Raw genomic sequence first — 19,292 nt, 5'->3', positions numbered from 1 at the left:
ATCGCCGCGCATTCGCCATACGGCGCGGCGCGAAGTCAGCGGCAACCGCAGACGCAGCACTGCACCCGCGGCTTGTATCGCCGCACCGGCGCCTTGCGCACCACCCGGCGCGACGCCGGGCGGACATAGGAGGTCGTCACTTCCTCGGTCACGACAGTGGTCGTGGTCACGGCAGGCATGGTGACGATCACGGTCGAGCCCACCGGCGCACCATAATAATAGGCGCCGGACTGATAGCTGCCCGAGCCGTAATAGGCACCGCCCGACCCGTAATAGCCCTGGACCTGCACGCCCGGCGGCGGTGCCGGCGGCGCATAGTCCGCCGGATAATCGTCATAATAGTCGTTCGGGTCGATCGGCCGGATGGGCTCGCGATAGCCGGCGCCGGTGCCCGAACGGCTATAGGCGCTCGAATAGCCGCCGCTCGAATCCGCCCAGGAATCCGCATCGGCCCAGCCGATGCCGCTTACCGAATCCCACACGTCGCCGCGATCGTCGACCAGCACGGCGTCGTCATAATAGCGGACCCAGAAATAGCCATAGGGCGGCGCGGCAAGGCCCCAGCTCAGATAATCGGGAATGCGGAAGCCGCCACCCATCCAATAGCCGGGCAGATGGTTGCCCCGGCCAAGCCGGCGATACCCGTTCCAGCCGCCCGGCGCCTGCGCACCGGCATACCAGCGGCCGCCGATCATGCCGCCCCAGCGATTCCCGTTCGGCCGGCCGACCTGGCCGTGGCCGCGCGGCGGCAGCGCCATCCAGCGACCATTCTGCCAGACGCGCGCGCCGGCGGTCGGCACGCCAGGACCGTTCTGGACGACGGGCGGCGGGCCGGGAACGCGCGGCGGCGGCGGCATCGGCACGCTGCGCCCGCCATAGGCTCCGCCCGGCGCCGGGATCGGTCCGCCGCTGCCGCCCCAGACGGGGCCGGGCGAAGCCACCTGCGCAACCGCGGGCATCGCTGCCAGCAGCGCCGAGGCCATCAGGGCCGGCTTCAACAGGTGACGCATATCGATACTCCTTCGCCCCGTGTCGGAGCGCGCGCTGCTCCGATGGTTGCCAAAGAATTAAACTCCGCGCGTGCGGGGCGCCACTTTTGCCTATGCTTAACGGAGTCCCGATCCGGGTCAGCCGACCAGACGGGGACCGAGGATGCGCATCAGCGCCTCGCAGCCGGCGGCGTCGCCGGCGTCGAAGCGGGCCGGATCGGGGCTGTCGAGGTCGAGCACGCCGAGCAGAACGCCCTGGACGACGATCGGCACGACCAGCTCGGACCGGCTGGCCGCGTCGCAGGCGATATGGCCGGGAAAGGCGTGCACGTCCTCGACCAGCTGCGTCTCGCGCGTCGCGGCGGCGGTGCCGCACACGCCCTTGCCGAAGGGGATACGGATGCAGGCGGCCTTGCCCTGGAACGGCCCGAGCACCAGCTCGTCGTTCACGTTGCGATAGAAGCCCGCCCAGTTCAGGCCGGGCAGATACTGCCAGATCAGCGCCGACACGTTCGCCATGTTGGCGATCGCGTCAGGCTCGTCGGCGGTGAGCGCGTCGAGCGCGGCGGCGAGGTCGCGATAGAGTTCGGTCTTGTCGGCGGTGTCGATGTCGAAGGCGTACATGGGCCCCATGTAGTCGATCCGGCGCTCCGGCGGGAGGGGTCAACCGAGCAGGCGCGGCAGCCACATCGCCATCACCGCGCCGAAAATGCCGACCCCGGCCGCGAGCGTGAGCAGCCCGAGCCCCGCGGCGGCGGCGAAGCGCGACAACGGCCCGCGCCGCTCGGCGGCCAGATAGAGCTCGAGCAGCGCCAGCGGCACGAGATAGCAGCCAAAGGCCCAGGCGCGGACGAAGGGGCCGTCAAAATCCGGCCCGATGCCCACCGGCCCGCGATTGGCGAGGATCCAGAACATCAGCCCGACGCGGAAGAACCACACGCCGCTCGCCAGCACGAAGGTGCGCAGCGCCCAGCGGCGATGCTCGGCGAAGCGGCGCTGGCGGGCGAAGCGCCAGGCGACCGTTGCCGCGCCGATGATCAGCAGCCCGTTCAGGCTGATTCCGATCCGCAGCGACGGGCCGCCCGCCGTGCCCCGGGTCCATACCATGTAGAGCCCGCCCAGGCTGATCAGCAGCGCGGTGAGCATGTATGCGCGGCCGTTCCAGCGATGGACACGCGGCCAGCGGCGGCGGATCGCGGGCACGAGCTGGAGCGGGCCGCCCAGCGTGATGACCGCCGCGAGCAGGAGATGCATCGCGAGGACGAGGTTGCCGGCCAGCCCGCCCGGGACATAGCCGCCGACCAGCACCTGGTTCCACCGCTCGAAATCGCCCCGGGCGGCGGCACGGCCATAGAAGCCGGCGATGTAGAGGACGAAGGCCAGCTGACCGGTCGTCGCGACGGCGAACCAGAAGAAGGCGGAACCCCTGAGCGCCTTCACGCTCCACATGGCGACGGTCTTCTCGGTCATCTTCCCTCCCGGACTTGCCAAGGAGTCGATAACCCGGCGAGACTGGCCCCGGACATGACCATGCCGACCGGAAAGCATGACTTTGCGCGCCAAAGGGCACCGACCGTCTCGGCGGGCTATGCCGGCTATCTATGGCGCTTCGCCGTGGCCCGCGGCGCCGACCCGGCCGAGCTGGCGCGGCGGTCGGGGATCGACCCGGCCGGCCTTGCCGATCCCGACACCCGCGTGCCCTTCGCCCGCTACCAGGCGCTGATGCGCACCGCGAAGGAACTGTGCCGCATGCCCGCGCTCGCGCTGCATCTGGGCGCGGGCAATGATTTCCGCGAATTCTCGGTGGTCGGCCTCATCTGCTATGCCGCGCCCACCATGGGCGAGGCGCTGGCCGAGCTGAATCGCTATGGCCGGCTCGTCGCCGAAGTCGATCTGGCGATGGCGGGGCCCCGCTTCCGGATCGAGCAGCGCGACGGCGGCACCTGGCTCACCGACACCCGCGCCGACCCCGATGCCTTTCCCGAGATGACCGAGGCCAGCTGGGCCCGCTTCATCGGCGAGACGCGGCGCCACTTCCCCGACGCGCCCTTCGCGCTGGCGGTGCACGTCACCCATCCCGCCCCGGCCCATGTCGACGAATATGAAGCGGTGCTGGGCGTGCCGGCGACCTTCGCCAGCGATCGCAACGCGATCCGGATCGATCCGTCCTGGCTCGGCATCGCGCTGCACAATCCCAGCCGCTATGCCTTTGGCGTGCTCAGCGAACGCGCCGACCGGCTGGTACGAGAGCTGGAAAATGCCAAGTCGATGCGCGGCCGGGTCGAAGGCGTGCTGGTGCCGATGCTCCACCGGGGCGATGTCGCGATGGAAGCCGTTGCCCGGAAACTGGGGCTCAGCCAGCGCTCGCTTCAGCGCCGGCTGAAGGATGAGGACAGCGGCTATGAGGCAGTGCTCGACGCACTCCGCCACCGCATGGCGCTCAACTATCTGAGCGGCGGGCGGACTTCGGTGAACGAGACCGCCTATCTGGTCGGCTTCTCCGATCCCAGCGCCTTCTCGCGCGCGTTCAAGCGCTGGACCGGCACGAGCCCGCGCGGGTGGCTTGCGCGGGAACGCTAGGTTGGGGACTCAAACAAGTATCTGATTTTCCGTCGTCATCCCTGCGCAGGCTGGGATGACGATTGAAGGAATATGCGTTCTCGCCCTAATCGAACCGCACCTTGCCCCGGCCCGCCTTCACTGCGCTGCGCCCCTTCTTCTCGTCCACCCGCCGCGCCTTGGCCGCCTTGCTGGGCTTGGTCTTGATCCGCTTCGCGTCACGCTCATGCGCCTTGGCGATCAGCTCGACGACGCGCTCGCGGGCATCGGCGCGGTTGGCTTCCTGGGTGCGGAACTTGCGGGCGGTGATCACCAGCTCCCCGCCCGCGGTCAGCTTGGTGCCGGCCAGCGTCTTGAGCTTCTGATAGGCATAGGGTGCCAGGCCCAGCTTGAACACGTCGATTCGCAGCTGGACGGCGGTGGCGACCTTGTTGACGTTCTGCCCGCCCGGGCCGGTCGAGGCGAGGAACTTCTCCTCGACGATCGCCTCGTCGGGTATCTCAGCCACGGCCGAAGCCGGGCCCGAACCCGGCATTGTGGAAGCGCACCGGCAGCGGGGCGGTGGCGTGGATATCGTCCTTGCCCTCGCGCGGGAGAGTCAGTTCGACCGCATGCAGCATCATCGCCGGCCCGCCCCGGCCATAGACCGGATCGCCCATCACCGGCGCGCCCAGCCCTTCGGCCGCGTGAACGCGGATCTGATGGGTGCGGCCGGTCTCGGGATAGAAGGCGACCAGGCTCTTGCCGCCCTTGCGCTCCATCACCTTGTAGCGGGTTATCGAGGCCTTGCCCCTGGGATCGCCGACCATCCGCCAGCCCTGCTCGCGGGTCGAGACCTTGGCCAGCGGCAAGTCGATCGTGCCGCTGTCGAGAGCGGGCTCGCCCTCGAGGATCGCCAGATATCGCTTGGCCACGGCGCCAGCCTCGAAGGCCTGGGCGAAGCGCTTCAGCGCCTTGGGGTTGCGGGCGAGCAACAGGCAGCCGCTGGTATCGCGGTCGAGCCGGTGGACCGGCACCGGCAGGCGCTGGAACCCGAAGGTGAGCTGGTCGAGCAGGTCCTCGAGGCTTTCCGCGCGGTCCCGCGGACGATCGACCGGCAGGCCCGCGGGCTTGTCGATCACCAATGCCTCGCCGTCGATGAAGAGCACGCGATCCTTGAACATCGCCTGCCCATGCCACCGCCGGCGCCGGAGCGCCAGCGGTGGTGGGTTCGGATCAGCGCTGGAAGCGGATCGAGCAGACCGACTGGCGGCCTTCGGCGGTAGTGTGCCAGTTGCCGGTCCATTCGGCGCGCATGTTGCGGGCAGTGTCGCGGCACTTGCGCTCGGCGTCGGACTGATTCCAGATCGGGCCGACCTCGATGTCGCGGATCACGCCGCCGGTGCCCCAGCCGCCGCCGTCACCGGGACGGCCGCCACCGGGGCGATCCCAGCCGCCGTCGCCCGGACGACCGCCACCGGGACGATCCCAGCCGCCGCCGCCGGGGCGACCGCCGCCGGGACGGCCCCAGCCGCCCTCGCCCCAACCGCCATTGTCGCCCCAGCCGTTGTTGCGGCGCGGGTCGACGTCGGTGATGCGGTAGAGGAAGCGCGGCGGGCCCGAGCGCGGCACGCCCGAGATGTCGCCGCGGCGCAGGTCGAGGCGCACGCGCGCGCCGCGCGACGGATCGTAGAGGTTGACCGCATCGCGGCTGCGGTTGGTCTCGTCGAAGCGATGGATGAGCGTGCCGTCGTCGGCGAACTCGACCCAGCGACCCGGACGGGTCTCGACAAAGGCACCGCCGCCGCTGTGGCGGACGCGGCCGACATTGTTGCCGTCCACCCGCTGCATGGCGGCGGGCGCGGCGTGATTCGGCGCCGGCACCGCCGAAGCGGTGGTGCTCAACAGCACCGCGGACAAGGCAAGACATGAAACTCGCAGGAACATGATGATTTCTCCCTCTGCTGCAACGGCGGGCCTGTTTTGACCCTGTGGACACAACTGCGCAACGACACAGCAATGTGCAAAGTTGCGTGAGCCTTTCCGCTTGAACCGCGTTTGAACGGGTGACGCCTTTTTTGCGGCGTCGCGAGGTTGCGTATGCGTCCTTCGGCCCTGATCCTGCTCTCGCTCCTGCCGCTGACGGCGCATGCCGCGAACGATGCTGCCCCCGTGCCCGTCGCCGTCACGCGCCTGTTCAACCACCTTCCCTATGGCGAGGCGTCCCCCGCGGACCTTGCGCCGGTGCCGGGCCTGGCGGGCTGCGTCATGGCGCGGGAGGCGGTGCCCGATGTCGAGCGGTTGCTCGCCGCGGCGCAGGCGGAGGGAATCGCGCTCGGCGCGCTGTCCTGCTTCCGCTCGATCGCCCATCAGCGCCGGGTGTTCTGCGCGGGGCTGCGCGATTGCGACGGCGAGGCGGCCTCGCGGGCCCGCTTCGTGGCGCCGCCGGGCTATAGCGAGCATGCCACCGGCTATGCGATCGACTTCCTCCAGCGCGGCGCAAATTGCCGCGCCGTCGAGCAATGCTTCGCGCTGACGCCTGGCGGGCAATGGCTGATGCGCCGGGCGCCGGAGTTCGGCTTCGAGCTCTCCTTCCCCGCGGGCAACAAGCAGGGCGTGGGCTGGGAGCCCTGGCATTGGCGCTGGGTGGGCGCGCCCGCGGCCCGTGCCCGCTTCGCCGCGGCGCAGGCGAGTTTCCCGGCGCTTCCCGCCGCCCCGCGCGCGCAAACGAAAACGGCGGCCGGACCCGAGGTCCGGCCGCCGTCCCTGGAGACCGCGCCAGGAGGGGGAGATTACGCGGTCTCGACTTCGCGGGGGGAAGCCGCGATCTTGTTGGCCAGTTCGGCGATGCGGCGGCCCTGATAGCGGGCGCCGTCCAGTTCCACTTCGCTCGGCTGGCGGCTGCCGTCGCCGTCCGCGATCGTGGTCGCGCCATAGGGCGAGCCGCCCTTCACTTCGCCGACGCCCGACTGGCCCTGGAAACCATAGTCGAGGCCGACGACGGTCAGGCCGAAGTGCAGCAGGTTGGTGATGATCGAGAAGAGCGTCGTCTCCTGGCCGCCATGCTGCGTGGCCGTCGAAGTGAAGGCGCCGCCGACCTTGCCGTTCAACTGGCCCTGGAACCAGACGCCGCCGGCGCGATCCCAGAACGAAGCCATCTGGCTCGCCATGCGGCCGAACCGGGTCGGCGCGCCGACGATGATGCCGTCATAATTGGCGAGCTCGCCCACGTCCTCGAGCACCGGGTGGCTGTGGTCGGCGACGAAGCCGGCCGCCTGCGCGACTTCGAACGGCGCCGTCTCGGGCACCCGGCGCACGTCCACCTGGGCGCCGGCGCTGCGCGCGCCCTCGGCCATGGCATCGGCCATCTTCGCGAGGTGGCCATAGGACGAGTAATAGAGAACGAGGATCTTCGACATGCTTGCTTCCCTTCCTGATTATTCGCTGTCGACCAGGACGATCTCGGCGTCCTCGATCGCGGTGATGGTGTAGGCCTTGCCGCTGGAGAGCGCGGCGCCGTCACGGGCATTGACCGGCTCGCCATCGATCTCGATCCTGCCGACCGCGGGCACCAGATAGGCGTGGCGGCCACCGCCCACTTCGTGGGTTACGCTCTCGCCCGCCTTCAGCGTGGCGCCGAGCACCCGGGCATCGGCCCGGATCGGCAAGGCGTCCGCGTCATCGGCAAAGCCGCTCGCCAGGGTAACGAACTTGCCCGAGCGATCGCCCTTGGGGAAAGGCTTGGCGCCCCAGCTCGGCTGGCCGCCCCGCTCGCGCGGCATGATCCAGATCTGGAAGAGCGTCGTCGTCTCCGGCTCGAGATTATATTCGGCATGGCGCACGCCAGTGCCCGCGCTCATCACCTGGACGTCGCCGGCGCCGGTTCGGCCCTTGTTGCCCATCGAGTCCTGGTGCGTGATCGCGCCCCGGCGGACATAGGTGATGATCTCCATGTCCTGGTGCGGATGCGGCGGGAAGCCGGCGCCCGCGGCGATCTCGTCGTCGTTCCAGACGCGCAGCGCGCCCCAGCTCATGCGACCGGGATCATAATAGTCCGCGAAGCTGAAATGATGCCGCGCATTGAGCCAGCCATGGTCGGCATGGCCAAGCGTTTCAAAGGGTCGTTTGTCGATCATGGGGTCTGAACCTCCTGTGTTGGACAGGAAGATAGGCGGTCCGATCGCACGGTAAATGGAAACGTTGGAAACCGATCGTTTCCCAAGACTTCCGTTCGAGGCGAAAGCTGCTAGACTGGTCCGGTCCACCGTCGAAGGCCGCCATCATGCCGCATATGCTTCGTCGACTCCCCGCTCCCGCCATGCTGCTCGCCCTGCCCGGCGCCGCACTGGCGCAACAGGCCCCGGTGCCGACGACCTGCCCCGCCGCGACAACGCCGGATGCCGACGGGCAGAAGGATTTCGATTGGGAGATCGGATCCTGGACGACGCACCTCAAGCGCCTGAAGCGCCCGCTCTCGGGCTCGACGGCCTGGGTCGAATATAGCGGCACCACCGAGGTGCGCCCGGTGATGGGTGGGCGAGCGAACCTGGCGGAGCTCAAGGTCGATGGGCCGGCGGGCCGGGTCGAGGGTACCTCGCTGCGGCTCTACAATCCGCAAGCCCGCCAATGGTCGCTGAACTTCGCCAGCGCCGGCGGAGGCGTGCTCACGCCGGCGCCGATCGGCGCATTCCGCAAGGGCTGCGGCGAATTCTATGCGCAGGACAGCTGGGAGGGGCGCGCCATCCTGGTGCGCTTCGTGATCGCGGACATCACGCCGAACTCGGCGCGGTTCGAGCAGGCCTTTTCGACCGATGGCGGCAAGAGCTGGGAATTGAACTGGATTGCCGTCGACACCCGGCGGCCATGAACCACCACAAGAGAAGCAACGCATGAAACTTCCCGATTTCGAGGCCTGGGCCGTTTTCGCCGCGGTGGTGGAGCACCGCTCCTTTTCGGGCGCGGCCGATGCGCTGGCGGTGTCCAAGGCGACGGTATCCAAGGCGATCACCCGGCTGGAGGCACGCCTCGGCACCACGCTTTTCCACCGCACCTCGCGCCGGCTGACGCTCACCGACAGCGGCCGCGGCCTTGCCGAGCATGCCCAGCGCATCCTGAGCGAAGGCGAGGCGGCGGAGGAAGCCGCCTTCGAATCCGCCAGCGCGCCCGCCGGCCTGGTCCGGGTCGCGGCGCCGCTCACCTTCGGCATCCAGGCGGTGGCCCCGGTGCTTGCCGATTTCATGAAGCTCTATCCGGGCATCAAGGTGGAGCTGCGCCTGTCCGATGCGTTCATCGACATCGTCGGCGAGGGGATCGACATCGCGCTGCGCATCGCCGAGCTTCCGGACAGTTCGCTGCGTGCCCGCCGCCTCGGGCCGATGGTGGCCCATATCGTCGGGTCGCCGGCCTATTTCGATCGCGTGGGGCGGCCCCAGCATCCGGCCGACCTCGCCCGCCATGCCTGCTTCGTCTACACCAACACCGCCAATCCCGATGTGTGGCGCTTCCGCAAGGCCGGCGGCGAGGAAGCGGCGGTGCGGGTCGAAGGACCCATGCGCACCGACAATGGCGACGCGATGCTGCCCGCGCTGCGCGCCGGCCTGGGCGTGGCCCGGCTTCCCGAATTCATGGTCGGGGACGACCTGGCCAAGGGGAGGCTGGAAGCCGTGCTCGGCGAATGGTCGGCCAGCGCGTCCGGGCTCCATCTGCTCACGCCGCCCGGCACGCTCCGCCCCGCCCGCGTCGAGACGATGATCGCGTTCCTTTCCGAGCAGCTGAAGCGCACTTGCGGCGAAGTTCGCCTCGAAAGGACTCGACTCCGTAACGAGGATGAGTCCTCGCCTAAGTAGATTCCCTGCGACTCGTGGATTCAGGCCGGTTAGGGAGAAATTAACCTTTTGCCTTCAGACACGCTTAGGTTAATGAATCGCTCAGGGCATGCCTTTCATTGGGGCAAGGCAGCCTGCGGGCAAGGGGACTTTGACGATGCGCGTGCTGTTGATCGAAGACGAGCCGAGCACTGCCAAGGCAATCGAGCTGATGCTCACGACCGAGGGGTTCAACGTCTATACGACGGACCTCGGCGAGGAGGGCTTGGACCTGGCCAAGCTCTATGACTACGATATCATCCTGCTCGACCTGAACCTGCCCGACATGCACGGATATGACGTCCTGAAGAAGGTCCGCGTCGCCCGCGTGCAGACGCCGGTGCTGATCCTGTCCGGCATCAACGAGATGGATTCCAAGGTGCGCTCCTTCGGCTTCGGTGCCGACGACTATGTGACCAAGCCCTTCCACCGCGAAGAGCTGGTGGCGCGCATCCATGCCGTTGTCCGCCGCTCCAAGGGACACAGCCAGTCGGTCATCCGCACCGGCAAGCTGGCGGTGAACCTCGATGCGAAGACGGTCGAAGTCGACAGCGCCCGCGTGCACCTGACCGGCAAGGAATATGCGATGCTGGAGCTGCTCTCGCTCCGCAAGGGCACGACGCTCACCAAGGAAATGTTCCTGAACCACCTGTATGGCGGCATGGACGAGCCCGAACTCAAGATCATCGACGTGTTCATCTGCAAGCTGCGCAAGAAGCTCAGCATGGCATGCGACGGCGAGAACTATATCGAAACCGTCTGGGGCCGCGGCTATGTGCTGCGCGAGCCGGACGGCGCCGAGGGCCAGGAGCCGATTTCGGCCGTCGCCTGACACGACAATTCAACGGGGATTGGCAAGGCCGCGGTCCGAAGGGATCGCGGCCTTTCGCTCATCTGCGCCTCCGCCGCGCCACGGCGTGACGCTCCGCCGCCTCGAGCAGCGCGGCGAGATCCTCGCGGCTGACGTCGAAGCTTTCGTGTGCCGCTTCGAGCGCGGCGTCGATGTCCTCGGGCAGGATATGGGGATCGGCGGGCACCGGTGCCGGGCGGTGCGGATAGCTGTGGCCCGAGAAGCGGTGGAAGACGAGGCCGGCCACCACCAGCAGCGCGGCGTTGAGGCCGCCCGGCACCAGCGCCAGCCAATAGCCCTTGGCGAGCAGCTCGGGCCCGCCGAGCACGGCCAGGAGCGCGCAGCCGCCGCCCGGCGGATGCAGCGAGCGTGTCGCCGACATGACCAGGATCGACGCCCCCACCGCCAAGCCGGCGGCGAGCGGACCATGCCCGAGCAACTGCGTGGCCAGGATGCCGCACGCGATCGACAGGGTGGTGCCGCCGATCACCGGCCAGGGCTGGCCAAGCGGGCTCGAGGGCACCGCGAACAGGATCACCGCCGACGCCCCGATCGGCGCGGCGAGGAGCAACGCGGCATGGCTGCCGACGATCAGCGCGCTGATCGCCCCGGCCGCGCCAATGGCAAGCGAAGCCCCCAGCGCGGCGACAGCACGCTCCCGCCAATTGGTGCCGGAAAGCTGGCGCAGGCGCAGCAGTCGATCCAGCTGCCCGATCGCAACCCGCATCCGCCCGCCTATTTCTTCACGAAGACCCGCGCGCCGCCCACCCAGGTCTCGAGCACCTGGGTACCGCGCAGATCCGCGGGCGAGGCGAGCAGCGGATCGCGATCGACGATGATGAAGTCGGCCCGCATGCCGGGCGCGAGGCGGCCGATCTGCTTCTCGGCAAAGCCGGCCCAGGCCGCGCCGGTGGTGAAGCCCGCCCAGCCCTGCTCGCGGGTCACCGCCTCTTCGATCCGCCAGCCGCCAAAGGGCTGGCCATTGGCGTCGGTGCGGGTGAAGGCCACGGCCCAGCCTGCCCAGGGATCGGGGCTCTCGACCGGATAGTCGGAGCCGAAGGCGATGCGCGTGCCGTCGCGGAGCATCGTCTTCCAGGCATAGGCGCCGGCCAGCCGGTCGGGCCCCAGCCGGGCCTCGGCCATCTTCATGTCGCTGGTCTGGTGGACCGGCTGCATCGAGGCGATCACGCCCAGCTTGGCGAAGCGCGGCAGATCCTTGGGATCGACGATCTGGGCATGCTCGATCCGCCAGCGGCGATCGTCCTTGTAGGTATCGGACAGCACCTCGACCGCGTCGAGCACCTGCTGGTTGGCACGGTCGCCGATCGCATGGACCGCGATCTGGAAACCGTCCATCGCCCCGCGCGTCATCATGTTGAGCAGCTGGTCGTCGGTGAGGAAGCCCAGCCCCTTCTGGCCCGGCGCATCGCTATACTCGGCCTTGAGCCAGGCCCCGCGGCTGCCCAGCGCGCCATCGGCATAGAGCTTGATCCCGCCCATGCGCAGCTTGTCGCCATAGAGCCAGGGGGTCGGCCCCTGCCCGGCCACCGCCAGCGCGGTCTCGACGCCGCTGGCATAGCTCATGATGCGGATCCGCAGCTGGCCCATATCGGCCATGCGGCGATAGGTGAGCCAGTCGTCCACGCTGGTGCCCATGTCGGCGGTGGCGGTGATGCCGAGCGACAGCAGCCGGTCCTGTGCGGCCAGGAAGGCGGCGTTGCGCTCGCGCGGAGTCTGCCGGGGCACGAACTTGTCGATGAGCGCGGTGGCGCCGTCGACGAACACACCCGAAGGCGCGCCCTTGGCATCGCGCTCGATACGCCCGCCGGCCGGATCCTTGGTCGCGGCCGTGACGCCGGCAACCTGCAGCGCGCGGCTGTTCGCCCAGGCGGCATGGCCGTCGACTCGCTGGAGCCAGGCCGGCCGGTCCGACACCGCCCGGTCGAGCTCCGCCGCGGTGGGGAAGCGGCCGAGCTTCCAGGTCTCCTGGTTCCAGCCGCGACCGATGATCCACTTGGTGGGATTGGCATCGGCATAGGCCTTGATCTTCGCCAGGGCCTCGTCGAGCGACGTGGTGGCCGAGAGATCGAGCAGCAGCAGCTGCGCGCCCAGCCCCATCACATGGCCATGCCCGTCGATCATGCCCGGAAGCAGCGTCTTGCCGCCCATGTCGAGCTTCCACTCGAGCTTCTTGGGCCGCTTGTGCTCGCGGGTGAGCAGCGCGGTGATCTGGCCCTCGCGGTTGAACAATATGCCGTTGAAGCGGACCACGTCGCCCTTCTCGTCCAGCGTCATGCCGTTGACGTTGTCGACCAGCCCGTCCGCCATGGCGGCAGCGGGGGCGAGGAGGAGGGCGAGCACGGCGAACAGCCGCAGGAGGCGCTTCAGCATGGGCCAGGGCATAGGGCCTGTTCTCCCCGCGCGCCAGATACGGCGCCTTCATGCCCGGCGAACATGGCCTTCATCGCAGAAGCGTGGTTTCCCCCCGCCGCCAGATGGTCTAGGCGAGCGGAATCATGGCCAGCAAGACAGTCCCGGCGACCCAGCCGCTCCCCGTATCGATCGACGACGTCCGTGCAGCGCAGGCGCGCATCATGGGCCAGATCGTGCGGACGCCGACGCTGGTGAGCAAGACGCTGTCGGACCTGACCGGCGCGACCGTCTATCTCAAGTTCGAGAACCTGCAGTTCACCGCCGCCTACAAGGAGCGCGGCGCGCTCAACACGCTGCTCCAGCTCGACGAAGCGGCGCGCGCCAAGGGCGTGATCGCCGCATCGGCCGGCAACCATGCCCAGGGCCTCGCCTATCACGCCACCCGGCTCGGCATCCCGAGCACGATCGTGATGCCGAAGAACACGCCGATCGTGAAAGTGACGCAGACCGAGCATCACGGCGCCAACGTGATCCTGGAAGGCGAGACGTTCGACGCCGCCTATGCGCATTCCCGCAAGCTGGAGGCGGAGCACGGCTTCACTTTCGTCCATCCCTTCGACGATCCGCGCATCATCGCCGGCCAGGGCACCCTGGCGCTCGAGATGATCGAGGATGTGCCGGACATCGACACGCTGATCATCCCGATCGGCGGCGGCGGCCTGATCTCGGGCTGCGCCACCGTGGCCAAGTCGGAAGGACGCGACATCGAAGTGGTCGGCGTCCAGGCCGAGCTCTACCCCTCGATGTACAACCGCATCCACCACACCGACATGCCCTGCGCCGGCGATACGCTGGCCGAGGGCATCGCCGTGAAGCAGCCGGGCGGCATCACCGCCAAGCTGGTCGAGGCGCTGGTCGACGACATCGTGCTGGTGAGCGAGCGCCGCCTCGAGGAATCGGTGAGCCTGCTGCTCCAGATCGAGAAGACGGTGGTCGAGGGTGCCGGCGCCGCCGGCCTCGCCGCGCTGCTCGCCGAGCCGCAGCGCTTCAAGGGCAAGACCGTGGGGATCGTGCTGTGCGGCGGCAACATCGATCCGCGGCTGCTCGCCTATGTGCTGCTGCGCGACCTTGCCCGCTCGGGCCGGATGGCGCGGCTGCGCATCCGCCTGCAGGACCGGCCGGGCGCGCTCTACAAGGTGGCGCAGATCTTCGAGCAGCTCTCGGTCAACATCCTGGAGCTTTCGCACCAGCGCATCTTCACCAACCTGCCGGCCAAGGGCCTGAGCCTCGACGTGGAGTGCGAGACGCGCGACCGCGACCATCTCGACCGGCTGATGACCGCGCTGCGGCGCGCGCAATATGAGGTGCAGCTGGTCGAGCTGGCCTGATCCGGACGGCGCGCGACTGATCCGCGGCGGCTTCGGGCCGTCGACGTTCAGGAAGTTTGGACTATCGGGGGCCCCTGTTTCCCCCTCCCAAGCGAGGGCTCGCTGCGCGGGTTCGCGATGGGGGAAAGGGGCTCGGCTTGCATCCACTTCTCGTCACCCCGCGAAGGCGGATGACGAGCGAGGTATTTGCCTCAAGGGGGATAGGCCCGGAACCAGCGCAGCATGACGGGAGGAGGCCAGCGACTTCCTGCCCGTCGAGAACGCCCGCGACTCCGCAGGACTCCTTCTGTTCCGCACCGACCCGATGAAACGAATCGCACGCGCGACGAATTGAGTCGTCGCTGGATTCACACGATTCGCCGCAGCCGGTATGATGGCCGCACAGGACAAATTCCCCTTTTCAGGCAGCGATTTACGCGGCCCGATGGTTAACGTCCGCGCGCTCCGCGAAACTGGTGAATCGTTAACCCTCTTTCATGGTAAAGCCGCTTTTCATCCTTGGCGAACCACCGCATATTCAGCGCTGCCGGGTCAGCGTATCGACCAGAAGATAGGGGCATAAGGGGTGACTGCACTTTCCCGTTTTCCGCGGTTCTTCGTCACCAGCCCTTCCCCCTGCCCCTATCTGCCGGGGCGGCAGGAGCGGAAGATCTTCACCGAGCTTTCGGGACTGCACGCGGGCGAACTGAACGACGCGCTGGGCCGCATCGGCTTTCGCCGCAGCCAGTCGGTCGCCTATCGGCCGAGCTGCGCGGGCTGCACCGCCTGCGTCTCGGTCCGCGTCGTCGCCGATGCGTTCAAGCCCAATGCCAGCCAGCGCAAGCTGCTCAAGCGCCATTCGGACCTGGAGATCACCGCCTGCAAGCCCTGGGCGACCGAGGAGCAGTTCGCGCTGCTCCACCGCTATCTCGGGGCGCGCCATCCCGGCGGCGGCATGGCGGCGATGGACGAGAACGACTATGCCGACATGGTCGAGCAGTCGCCGGTCAGCTCCTATGTGATCGAATATCGCGAGCCTTCGGTGGACGGCGCGCGTGGCCGGCTGGTCGGCGCCTGCATCACCGATCAGCAGGCCGACGGCCTGTCGATGATCTACAGCTTCTTCCTTGCCGATGACGACAGCCGCCCGGGCCTGGGCAACTTCATCATCATGGAGCACATCCTGCGCAGCCAGGCCGCCGGCCTGCCCTATGTCTATCTCGGCTATTGGGTGAAGGGCAGCGAGCGGATGGCCTACAAGACGCGCTATCGCCCGATCGAAGTGCTAGGCCCCAATGGCTGGTCGGTGCTGGAGGACGAGGACCTGCACGTCGCGGCGCCGATACAGGCGAACGCAGCCGCCTTCGCCTGATCCGGCCCCCGCGCAACCAGGTTGCGAGGGAAGATCCTATTCCTCGCCCCCCAGCCGATCGACGTGCAGGTCCACGGCCAGTTGCTCCTGCCCATGCCCGATCCGCATGCCGCCCGTCGCCGCGGCGCCGCTCGCGTCGAGCCCGATCGCAACGCGGACATAGCTCTCGTCGGGGCTGAGCCCGGTCGAGGGGTCGAAGCCCACCCAGCCCAGGCCCTCGACATGCGCTTCCGCCCAGGCGTGCGGAGCGGAGCGGGCGGCATCCTCGGCACGATAGCCGGACGCATAGCGCGCCGGCACCATCAGCCCGCGGGCTCCCGCGATGAACATCTGGGCGACGTCGCGCGAGCTGACCTTACCGCCCGTCTCGAATGCCCTTGATGCCGTGCAGCCGGCATCGGGCAGGTCGGGCACGCAGGGGAAACGCCGGTGGAGCGCGGCGTTGAAGGCGTGCAGCCGCTCGAGCGTATCGTCGGCCGTGCCGGCGCTGTCCGCGGCGAAGACGAACAGCGCGTCGCTCGCCTCGGTGCGCGCGGTGCCGCGCAGGTAGAAGAGCGGCGGCAGCGGCTCGAGGGCGCCGCGCACCACGCCGCTCGCCTCGCTGGTGAGCACTTCGCCCGTCACCGTGATGTCGAGCGCCTCGATCGGGCCCTCGGCATAGAGCATCGTCACCATGTTGCCGAAGCCGTCGCCCGTATCGCGAAGGCGCGCGTCGCGATCCACGCCGACCAGCCAGCTCACCACCGTCTGGTCCTGTGTGTCGCACGGGGTAAGGCGCAGCATCTGGACGATGCGCGCCTGGGGTTCGCTGAAGCGATAGGTAGTGCGGTGCTCGATCGCGATCCGCATCAGATGAACCTGAACTGCCGGGCGATCGCGCCATCGAGCAGCGCATTCTCGCGGACGAACGCCTCCAGATGCTCGTGCAGGCCGGAGACGATCGCGTCATGGGTCCTGGTCTTCTGCATCCGGGCCAGGCGGGCGCGGGCCATGCGGTCCGCCTCGCCCTGGAGCCCGGTGCGCTTGGCGAGCGCGTTGAGCAGCGCGACCACTTCCTCGACACAGGCGGCCAGGCTGCGCGGCAGCTCGGCGCGGCTGATCAGCAGGTCGATCACATTGGCCGGCTGGAGCCCGTCATCGTAGAGCCAGCGATAGGCGTTCACCGCCGAGACGGTCTGCAGGATCGTGTTCCACTGGTCGCGATCGACCACGCCGCCGATCCGCTCGTCCTGGGGCAGGAGCAGATGGTATTTGACGTCGACCAGCCGCGCGGTGTTGTCCGCCCGCTCGATCGCCGCGCCGAGCTGGATGAGCAAGGTCGCCTCGTTGCGCATCATCCGGTGGATCGCGCCTTCGAAGCCGCGCGTTTCGCCCTTCACCTGCTCGAGCAGGTTGAGCGTGGCGGTGGCGCCGCCGATGGTCTGGCGGTTCTGGAAGAGCAGCCAGGCGCGATTGATCGCCGTCCAGGCCTCGCGGGTGAGCGCGGTGCGCACGGCGCGGGCATTGTTGCGCGCCATCTCCAGGCAGCGGACGATCGAGCCGGGATGGCCGTCGTCGAGCGCGAGGAAGCGCGCGACATGGGCCTGGGTCGGCTCCTGCCCGGTCGCGGCAAAGGCCTGGTCGGTATAGGTGACGGCGAGCGCGCTCTGCCATGCCGCGTCGCCGGCGGGACGAGCGGAGAGCGCGTCGAGGCGGATGGTAGCCTCGACCAGCCGGGCAATGAAATCCGCCCGCTCGAGATAGCGGCCGAGCCAGTAGAGCGCCGCCGCGGTGCGGGAGAGCATCAGCATCGGCTCATGCCCCGTCGTCCAGCAGCACGAAGCTGTCCTTGGTGCCGCCCCCCTGGCTGGAGTTCACCACCAGCGAGCCTTCGCGCAGCGCCACCCGGGTGAGCCCGCCCGGCGCCACGCGCACGCCGTCGCTACCGGTCAGCACGAAGGGACGGAAATCGACATGGCGCGGCGCCAGGCCTTGCTCGGCCAGCGTGGGCACGGTGGACAGCGCCAGCGTGGGCTGGGCGATGTAGCGATGCGGCTCGGCGACCAGCGCGGCGCGGAAGGCCGCGATCTCGGCCCGCGTCGCAGTGGGGCCGACAAGCATGCCATAGCCGCCCGATCCGTCGACCAGCTTCACCACCAGCTCCGGCAGATTGGCAAGCACATAGTTCAGCGCGTCGGGCTCGCGGCAGCGCCAGGTCTCGACGTTCGGCAGCCTGGCCTCGCCGCCAGAATAGAAGCGGACGATCTCGGGCATGTAGCTGTAGATCGCCTTGTCGTCGGCGATGCCGTTGCCCGGCGCGTTGAGGATCGCGACATTGCCGGCGCGATATGCCGCCATGATACCCGGCACGCCGAGCATCGAATCCGGGCGGAAGACCAGCGGATCGAGGAAATCGTCGTCGATACGGCGATAGATGACGTCGACCTTCACCCGCCCCGCGATCGTCTGCATCCAGACGACATCGTCGTCCACCACCAGGTCCGCCGCCTCGACCAGCTCGACGCCCATCGAATCCGCGAGGAAGCTGTGCTCGTAATAGGCCGAATTGAAATGGCCCGGCGTGAGTACGACGCAGACCGGCCGGGGGTTGCCGCCCGGCGCGACCGACTGCATCGTCTTCAGCAGCATGTCGGGATAGCTGTCCACCGGCGCCACGCGAAAGTCGCGGAACAGCTCGGGGCAGAGGCGGATCATCGCCTCGCGATTCTCGAGCATGTACGACACGCCGGAGGGCGTGCGGGCGTTGTCCTCGAGCACGTAGAACTGATCCGGCCCGGTGCGCACCAGGTCGATGCCGCAGATATGCGCCCATACGCCGTGCGGCGGGCGGACGCCGTCGACCTCGGCACGGAACTGCGCGTTGAGATAGATCAGCTCGGGCGGGATCACGCCTTCGCGCAGGATCCGGCGCGCGCCATAGATATCCTCCAGGAAGGCGTTGATCGCCTCGACGCGCTGGACCAGCCCTTCCGAGAGCCGCGCCCATTCGCCGGCCAGGAACACGCGCGGCACGATGTCGAACGGAATGATCCGCTCCGCCGCGTCGCTGTCGCCATAGACGGCAAAGGTGATGCCCAGCTGGCGGAACGCGGCTTCGGCGGATTGCTGGCGGCGCTGCAGCTCGGCGGCATCGGTTTCGGCCAGCCACCTCGAAAGCGCGGCGAACTCGGCGCGCGGACTGTCAGGCCCGCCATGCCCCCAGATTTCGTCGAACGCCCCGCGTGCCGCCATGCGCCTCCCATGTGCCGGTAATGCCGACGGATCGCATGCTGCAACGCTTTGTTGCGTCGCACAAGGGGGCAGACGTCATGCCGTCAACCGGCGTATTTCACGCTGCAGCCATAGGGTCGCGTCTCGGGTACCGATACCGGCTTGCCCGCGCGCATCTCGGCCAGCGCCGCCAGCACATGGTTGCGTGCCCCCGCGATGTCCGCCGCGTCGGCCGTCGGCTTGTCGTCGATCCCGCCCTTATAGGCGAGCCGGCCCTGGCCATCGATGATATACAAATGCGGCGTCGTCTTGGCGCCATAGCCCTTGCCGACCAGCCCCTTGGGATCGAGCAGATAGGCAGTGGGCTTCGCCTTCTCCGCGGCGACGAACTTCTGCGCCTCGGCCCCGGTCATGTGCCCCTGCAGGCCCGGCGCACCCGAATTGATCGTCAGCCACACCACGCCCTGCGCGGTCGCCGCCGCCTGGGTCCTCTGCATGTTGCCGCTGCCATAATGCTTCTTCACGAAGGGGCAGCCGGGGTTGTTCCATTCGAGCACCACGGTCCTGCCGCGATAGGCCGAGAGGTCGACCACCTTGCCGTGCATGTCGAGGGCGCGGAAATTGGGGACGGCGGCGGCGACATCGGGCTCGGCCATGAGCGGCGCGGCAGCGACACCCGCCGCGACGATGGCGGCACCGACCAGCATGCGATGAATCATCTTCGCTCTC

21 protein-coding genes are annotated in these 19,292 nt (G+C 68.5%); 7 read left to right on the top strand and 14 right to left on the bottom strand.

The features are described from left to right. Positions 1–35: 35 nt before the first annotated feature. The 3 genes from FHR20_RS01540 to FHR20_RS01530 all read right to left on the bottom strand — a co-directional run bounded on the left by FHR20_RS01540 (position 36) and on the right by FHR20_RS01530 (position 2,459). A complete protein-coding gene (locus FHR20_RS01540) occupies positions 36–1,010 on the bottom strand; it encodes an RcnB family protein (RefSeq protein ID WP_167297932.1) in 975 nt (324 codons plus the stop codon). A 117-nt stretch (positions 1,011–1,127) separates the two neighbouring features. Beyond that, the gene (locus FHR20_RS01535; protein ID WP_167299323.1) at positions 1,128–1,613 is read right to left on the bottom strand and encodes a GAF domain-containing protein; all 486 of its coding nucleotides are present in this window, start codon (positions 1,611–1,613) and stop codon (positions 1,128–1,130) included. 39 nt (positions 1,614–1,652) lie between these two features. Next, complete coding sequence (locus FHR20_RS01530) at positions 1,653–2,459, bottom strand: DUF2306 domain-containing protein (RefSeq protein ID WP_167297931.1); 807 nt, start codon at positions 2,457–2,459, stop codon at positions 1,653–1,655. 54 nt (positions 2,460–2,513) lie between these two features. Between FHR20_RS01530 and FHR20_RS01525 the strand changes: the two genes are divergently transcribed. After that, entirely contained in the window at positions 2,514–3,569 is a 1,056-nt protein-coding gene (locus FHR20_RS01525) for an AraC family transcriptional regulator (protein WP_208413362.1), read from the top strand. Positions 3,570–3,654: 85 nt separating this feature from the next. On the opposite strand, the gene arfB is transcribed toward FHR20_RS01525, so the two are convergent. From arfB to FHR20_RS01510, 3 genes are read right to left on the bottom strand one after another with little or no spacing between them, the layout of a single operon-like run. Then, positions 3,655–4,056 (bottom strand): alternative ribosome rescue aminoacyl-tRNA hydrolase ArfB, encoded by a 402-nt coding sequence (gene arfB / locus FHR20_RS01520; RefSeq protein WP_167297930.1) that lies wholly within the window; start codon positions 4,054–4,056, stop codon positions 3,655–3,657. Then, positions 4,049–4,711, bottom strand: coding sequence for an RluA family pseudouridine synthase (locus tag FHR20_RS01515; RefSeq protein WP_167297929.1), 663 nt, complete (start codon positions 4,709–4,711; stop codon positions 4,049–4,051). Before FHR20_RS01515 ends, arfB begins: the two co-directional genes overlap by 8 nt. A gap of 52 nt (positions 4,712–4,763) precedes the next feature. After that, positions 4,764–5,474 (bottom strand): mannan-binding lectin, encoded by a 711-nt coding sequence (locus FHR20_RS01510; RefSeq protein WP_167297928.1) that lies wholly within the window; start codon positions 5,472–5,474, stop codon positions 4,764–4,766. A 153-nt stretch (positions 5,475–5,627) separates the two neighbouring features. On the opposite strand from FHR20_RS01510, the gene FHR20_RS01505 reads away from it, so the two are divergent. After that, on the top strand, positions 5,628–6,389 hold the full coding sequence (locus tag FHR20_RS01505; RefSeq protein WP_167297927.1) for a M15 family metallopeptidase: 762 nt from the start codon (positions 5,628–5,630) through the stop codon (positions 6,387–6,389). Here FHR20_RS01505 and wrbA read toward each other — a convergent pair. Together wrbA and FHR20_RS01495 are read right to left on the bottom strand one after the other, a co-directional pair. Next, the gene (gene wrbA / locus FHR20_RS01500; RefSeq protein WP_167297926.1) at positions 6,320–6,946 is read right to left on the bottom strand and encodes an NAD(P)H:quinone oxidoreductase; all 627 of its coding nucleotides are present in this window, start codon (positions 6,944–6,946) and stop codon (positions 6,320–6,322) included. The genes FHR20_RS01505 and wrbA overlap by 70 nt on opposite strands. Positions 6,947–6,964: 18 nt before the next feature. Further along, positions 6,965–7,663 carry a pirin family protein gene (locus FHR20_RS01495; protein WP_167297925.1) on the bottom strand — a complete coding sequence of 233 codons (699 nt, stop codon included), beginning with the start codon at positions 7,661–7,663 and terminating at the stop codon, positions 6,965–6,967. 155 nt (positions 7,664–7,818) lie between these two features. Between FHR20_RS01495 and FHR20_RS01490 the strand changes: the two genes are divergently transcribed. The 3 genes from FHR20_RS01490 (at position 7,819) to ctrA (ending at position 10,223) form a co-directional block, all read left to right on the top strand. Continuing rightward, on the top strand, positions 7,819–8,394 hold the full coding sequence (locus FHR20_RS01490) for a hypothetical protein (protein WP_208413360.1): 576 nt from the start codon (positions 7,819–7,821) through the stop codon (positions 8,392–8,394). A 22-nt stretch (positions 8,395–8,416) separates the two neighbouring features. Further along, the gene (locus tag FHR20_RS01485; protein WP_167297924.1) at positions 8,417–9,373 is read left to right on the top strand and encodes a LysR family transcriptional regulator; all 957 of its coding nucleotides are present in this window, start codon (positions 8,417–8,419) and stop codon (positions 9,371–9,373) included. A 136-nt stretch (positions 9,374–9,509) separates the two neighbouring features. Next, complete coding sequence (ctrA, locus tag FHR20_RS01480; RefSeq protein WP_167297923.1) at positions 9,510–10,223, top strand: response regulator transcription factor CtrA; 714 nt, start codon at positions 9,510–9,512, stop codon at positions 10,221–10,223. A gap of 58 nt (positions 10,224–10,281) precedes the next feature. Here the strand turns inward: ctrA and FHR20_RS01475 are convergent, their stop codons facing one another. Next, positions 10,282–10,968: an HPP family protein gene (locus FHR20_RS01475; RefSeq protein ID WP_167297922.1), complete on the bottom strand. Its 687-nt coding sequence runs from the start codon at positions 10,966–10,968 to the stop codon at positions 10,282–10,284. A gap of 8 nt (positions 10,969–10,976) precedes the next feature. Next, complete coding sequence (locus tag FHR20_RS01470; protein WP_167299321.1) at positions 10,977–12,632, bottom strand: amidohydrolase; 1,656 nt, start codon at positions 12,630–12,632, stop codon at positions 10,977–10,979. A gap of 125 nt (positions 12,633–12,757) precedes the next feature. Between FHR20_RS01470 and FHR20_RS01465 the strand changes: the two genes are divergently transcribed. Together FHR20_RS01465 and FHR20_RS01460 are read left to right on the top strand one after the other, a co-directional pair. Then, the gene (locus tag FHR20_RS01465) at positions 12,758–14,002 is read left to right on the top strand and encodes a threonine ammonia-lyase (protein ID WP_167297921.1); all 1,245 of its coding nucleotides are present in this window, start codon (positions 12,758–12,760) and stop codon (positions 14,000–14,002) included. A gap of 565 nt (positions 14,003–14,567) precedes the next feature. After that, positions 14,568–15,353 carry an arginyltransferase gene (locus FHR20_RS01460; RefSeq protein WP_167297920.1) on the top strand — a complete coding sequence of 262 codons (786 nt, stop codon included), beginning with the start codon at positions 14,568–14,570 and terminating at the stop codon, positions 15,351–15,353. A gap of 36 nt (positions 15,354–15,389) precedes the next feature. Here FHR20_RS01460 and FHR20_RS01455 read toward each other — a convergent pair whose 3' ends face one another. The 4 genes from FHR20_RS01455 to FHR20_RS01440 form a co-directional block, all read right to left on the bottom strand. Beyond that, on the bottom strand, positions 15,390–16,202 hold the full coding sequence (locus FHR20_RS01455; RefSeq protein ID WP_167297919.1) for a transglutaminase family protein: 813 nt from the start codon (positions 16,200–16,202) through the stop codon (positions 15,390–15,392). Continuing rightward, positions 16,202–17,137 (bottom strand): alpha-E domain-containing protein, encoded by a 936-nt coding sequence (locus FHR20_RS01450; RefSeq protein WP_208413480.1) that lies wholly within the window; start codon positions 17,135–17,137, stop codon positions 16,202–16,204. The genes FHR20_RS01455 and FHR20_RS01450 overlap by 1 nt, the downstream gene beginning before the upstream one ends. Positions 17,138–17,147: 10 nt before the next feature. Continuing rightward, positions 17,148–18,584, bottom strand: a complete 1,437-nt coding sequence (locus FHR20_RS01445; protein WP_167297917.1) for a circularly permuted type 2 ATP-grasp protein — start codon at positions 18,582–18,584, stop codon at positions 17,148–17,150. A gap of 83 nt (positions 18,585–18,667) precedes the next feature. After that, positions 18,668–19,282: a redoxin domain-containing protein gene (locus FHR20_RS01440; protein ID WP_167297916.1), complete on the bottom strand. Its 615-nt coding sequence runs from the start codon at positions 19,280–19,282 to the stop codon at positions 18,668–18,670. Positions 19,283–19,292 lie beyond the last annotated feature (10 nt).

This window comes from Sphingomonas leidyi, from assembly GCF_011761945.1.
GTDB classification, from domain to species: Bacteria; Pseudomonadota; Alphaproteobacteria; order Sphingomonadales; family Sphingomonadaceae; genus Sphingomonas; species Sphingomonas leidyi.
The sequence above is the reverse complement of the archived record's forward strand: the minus strand, read 5'-3'. Positions and strand labels throughout refer to the sequence as shown.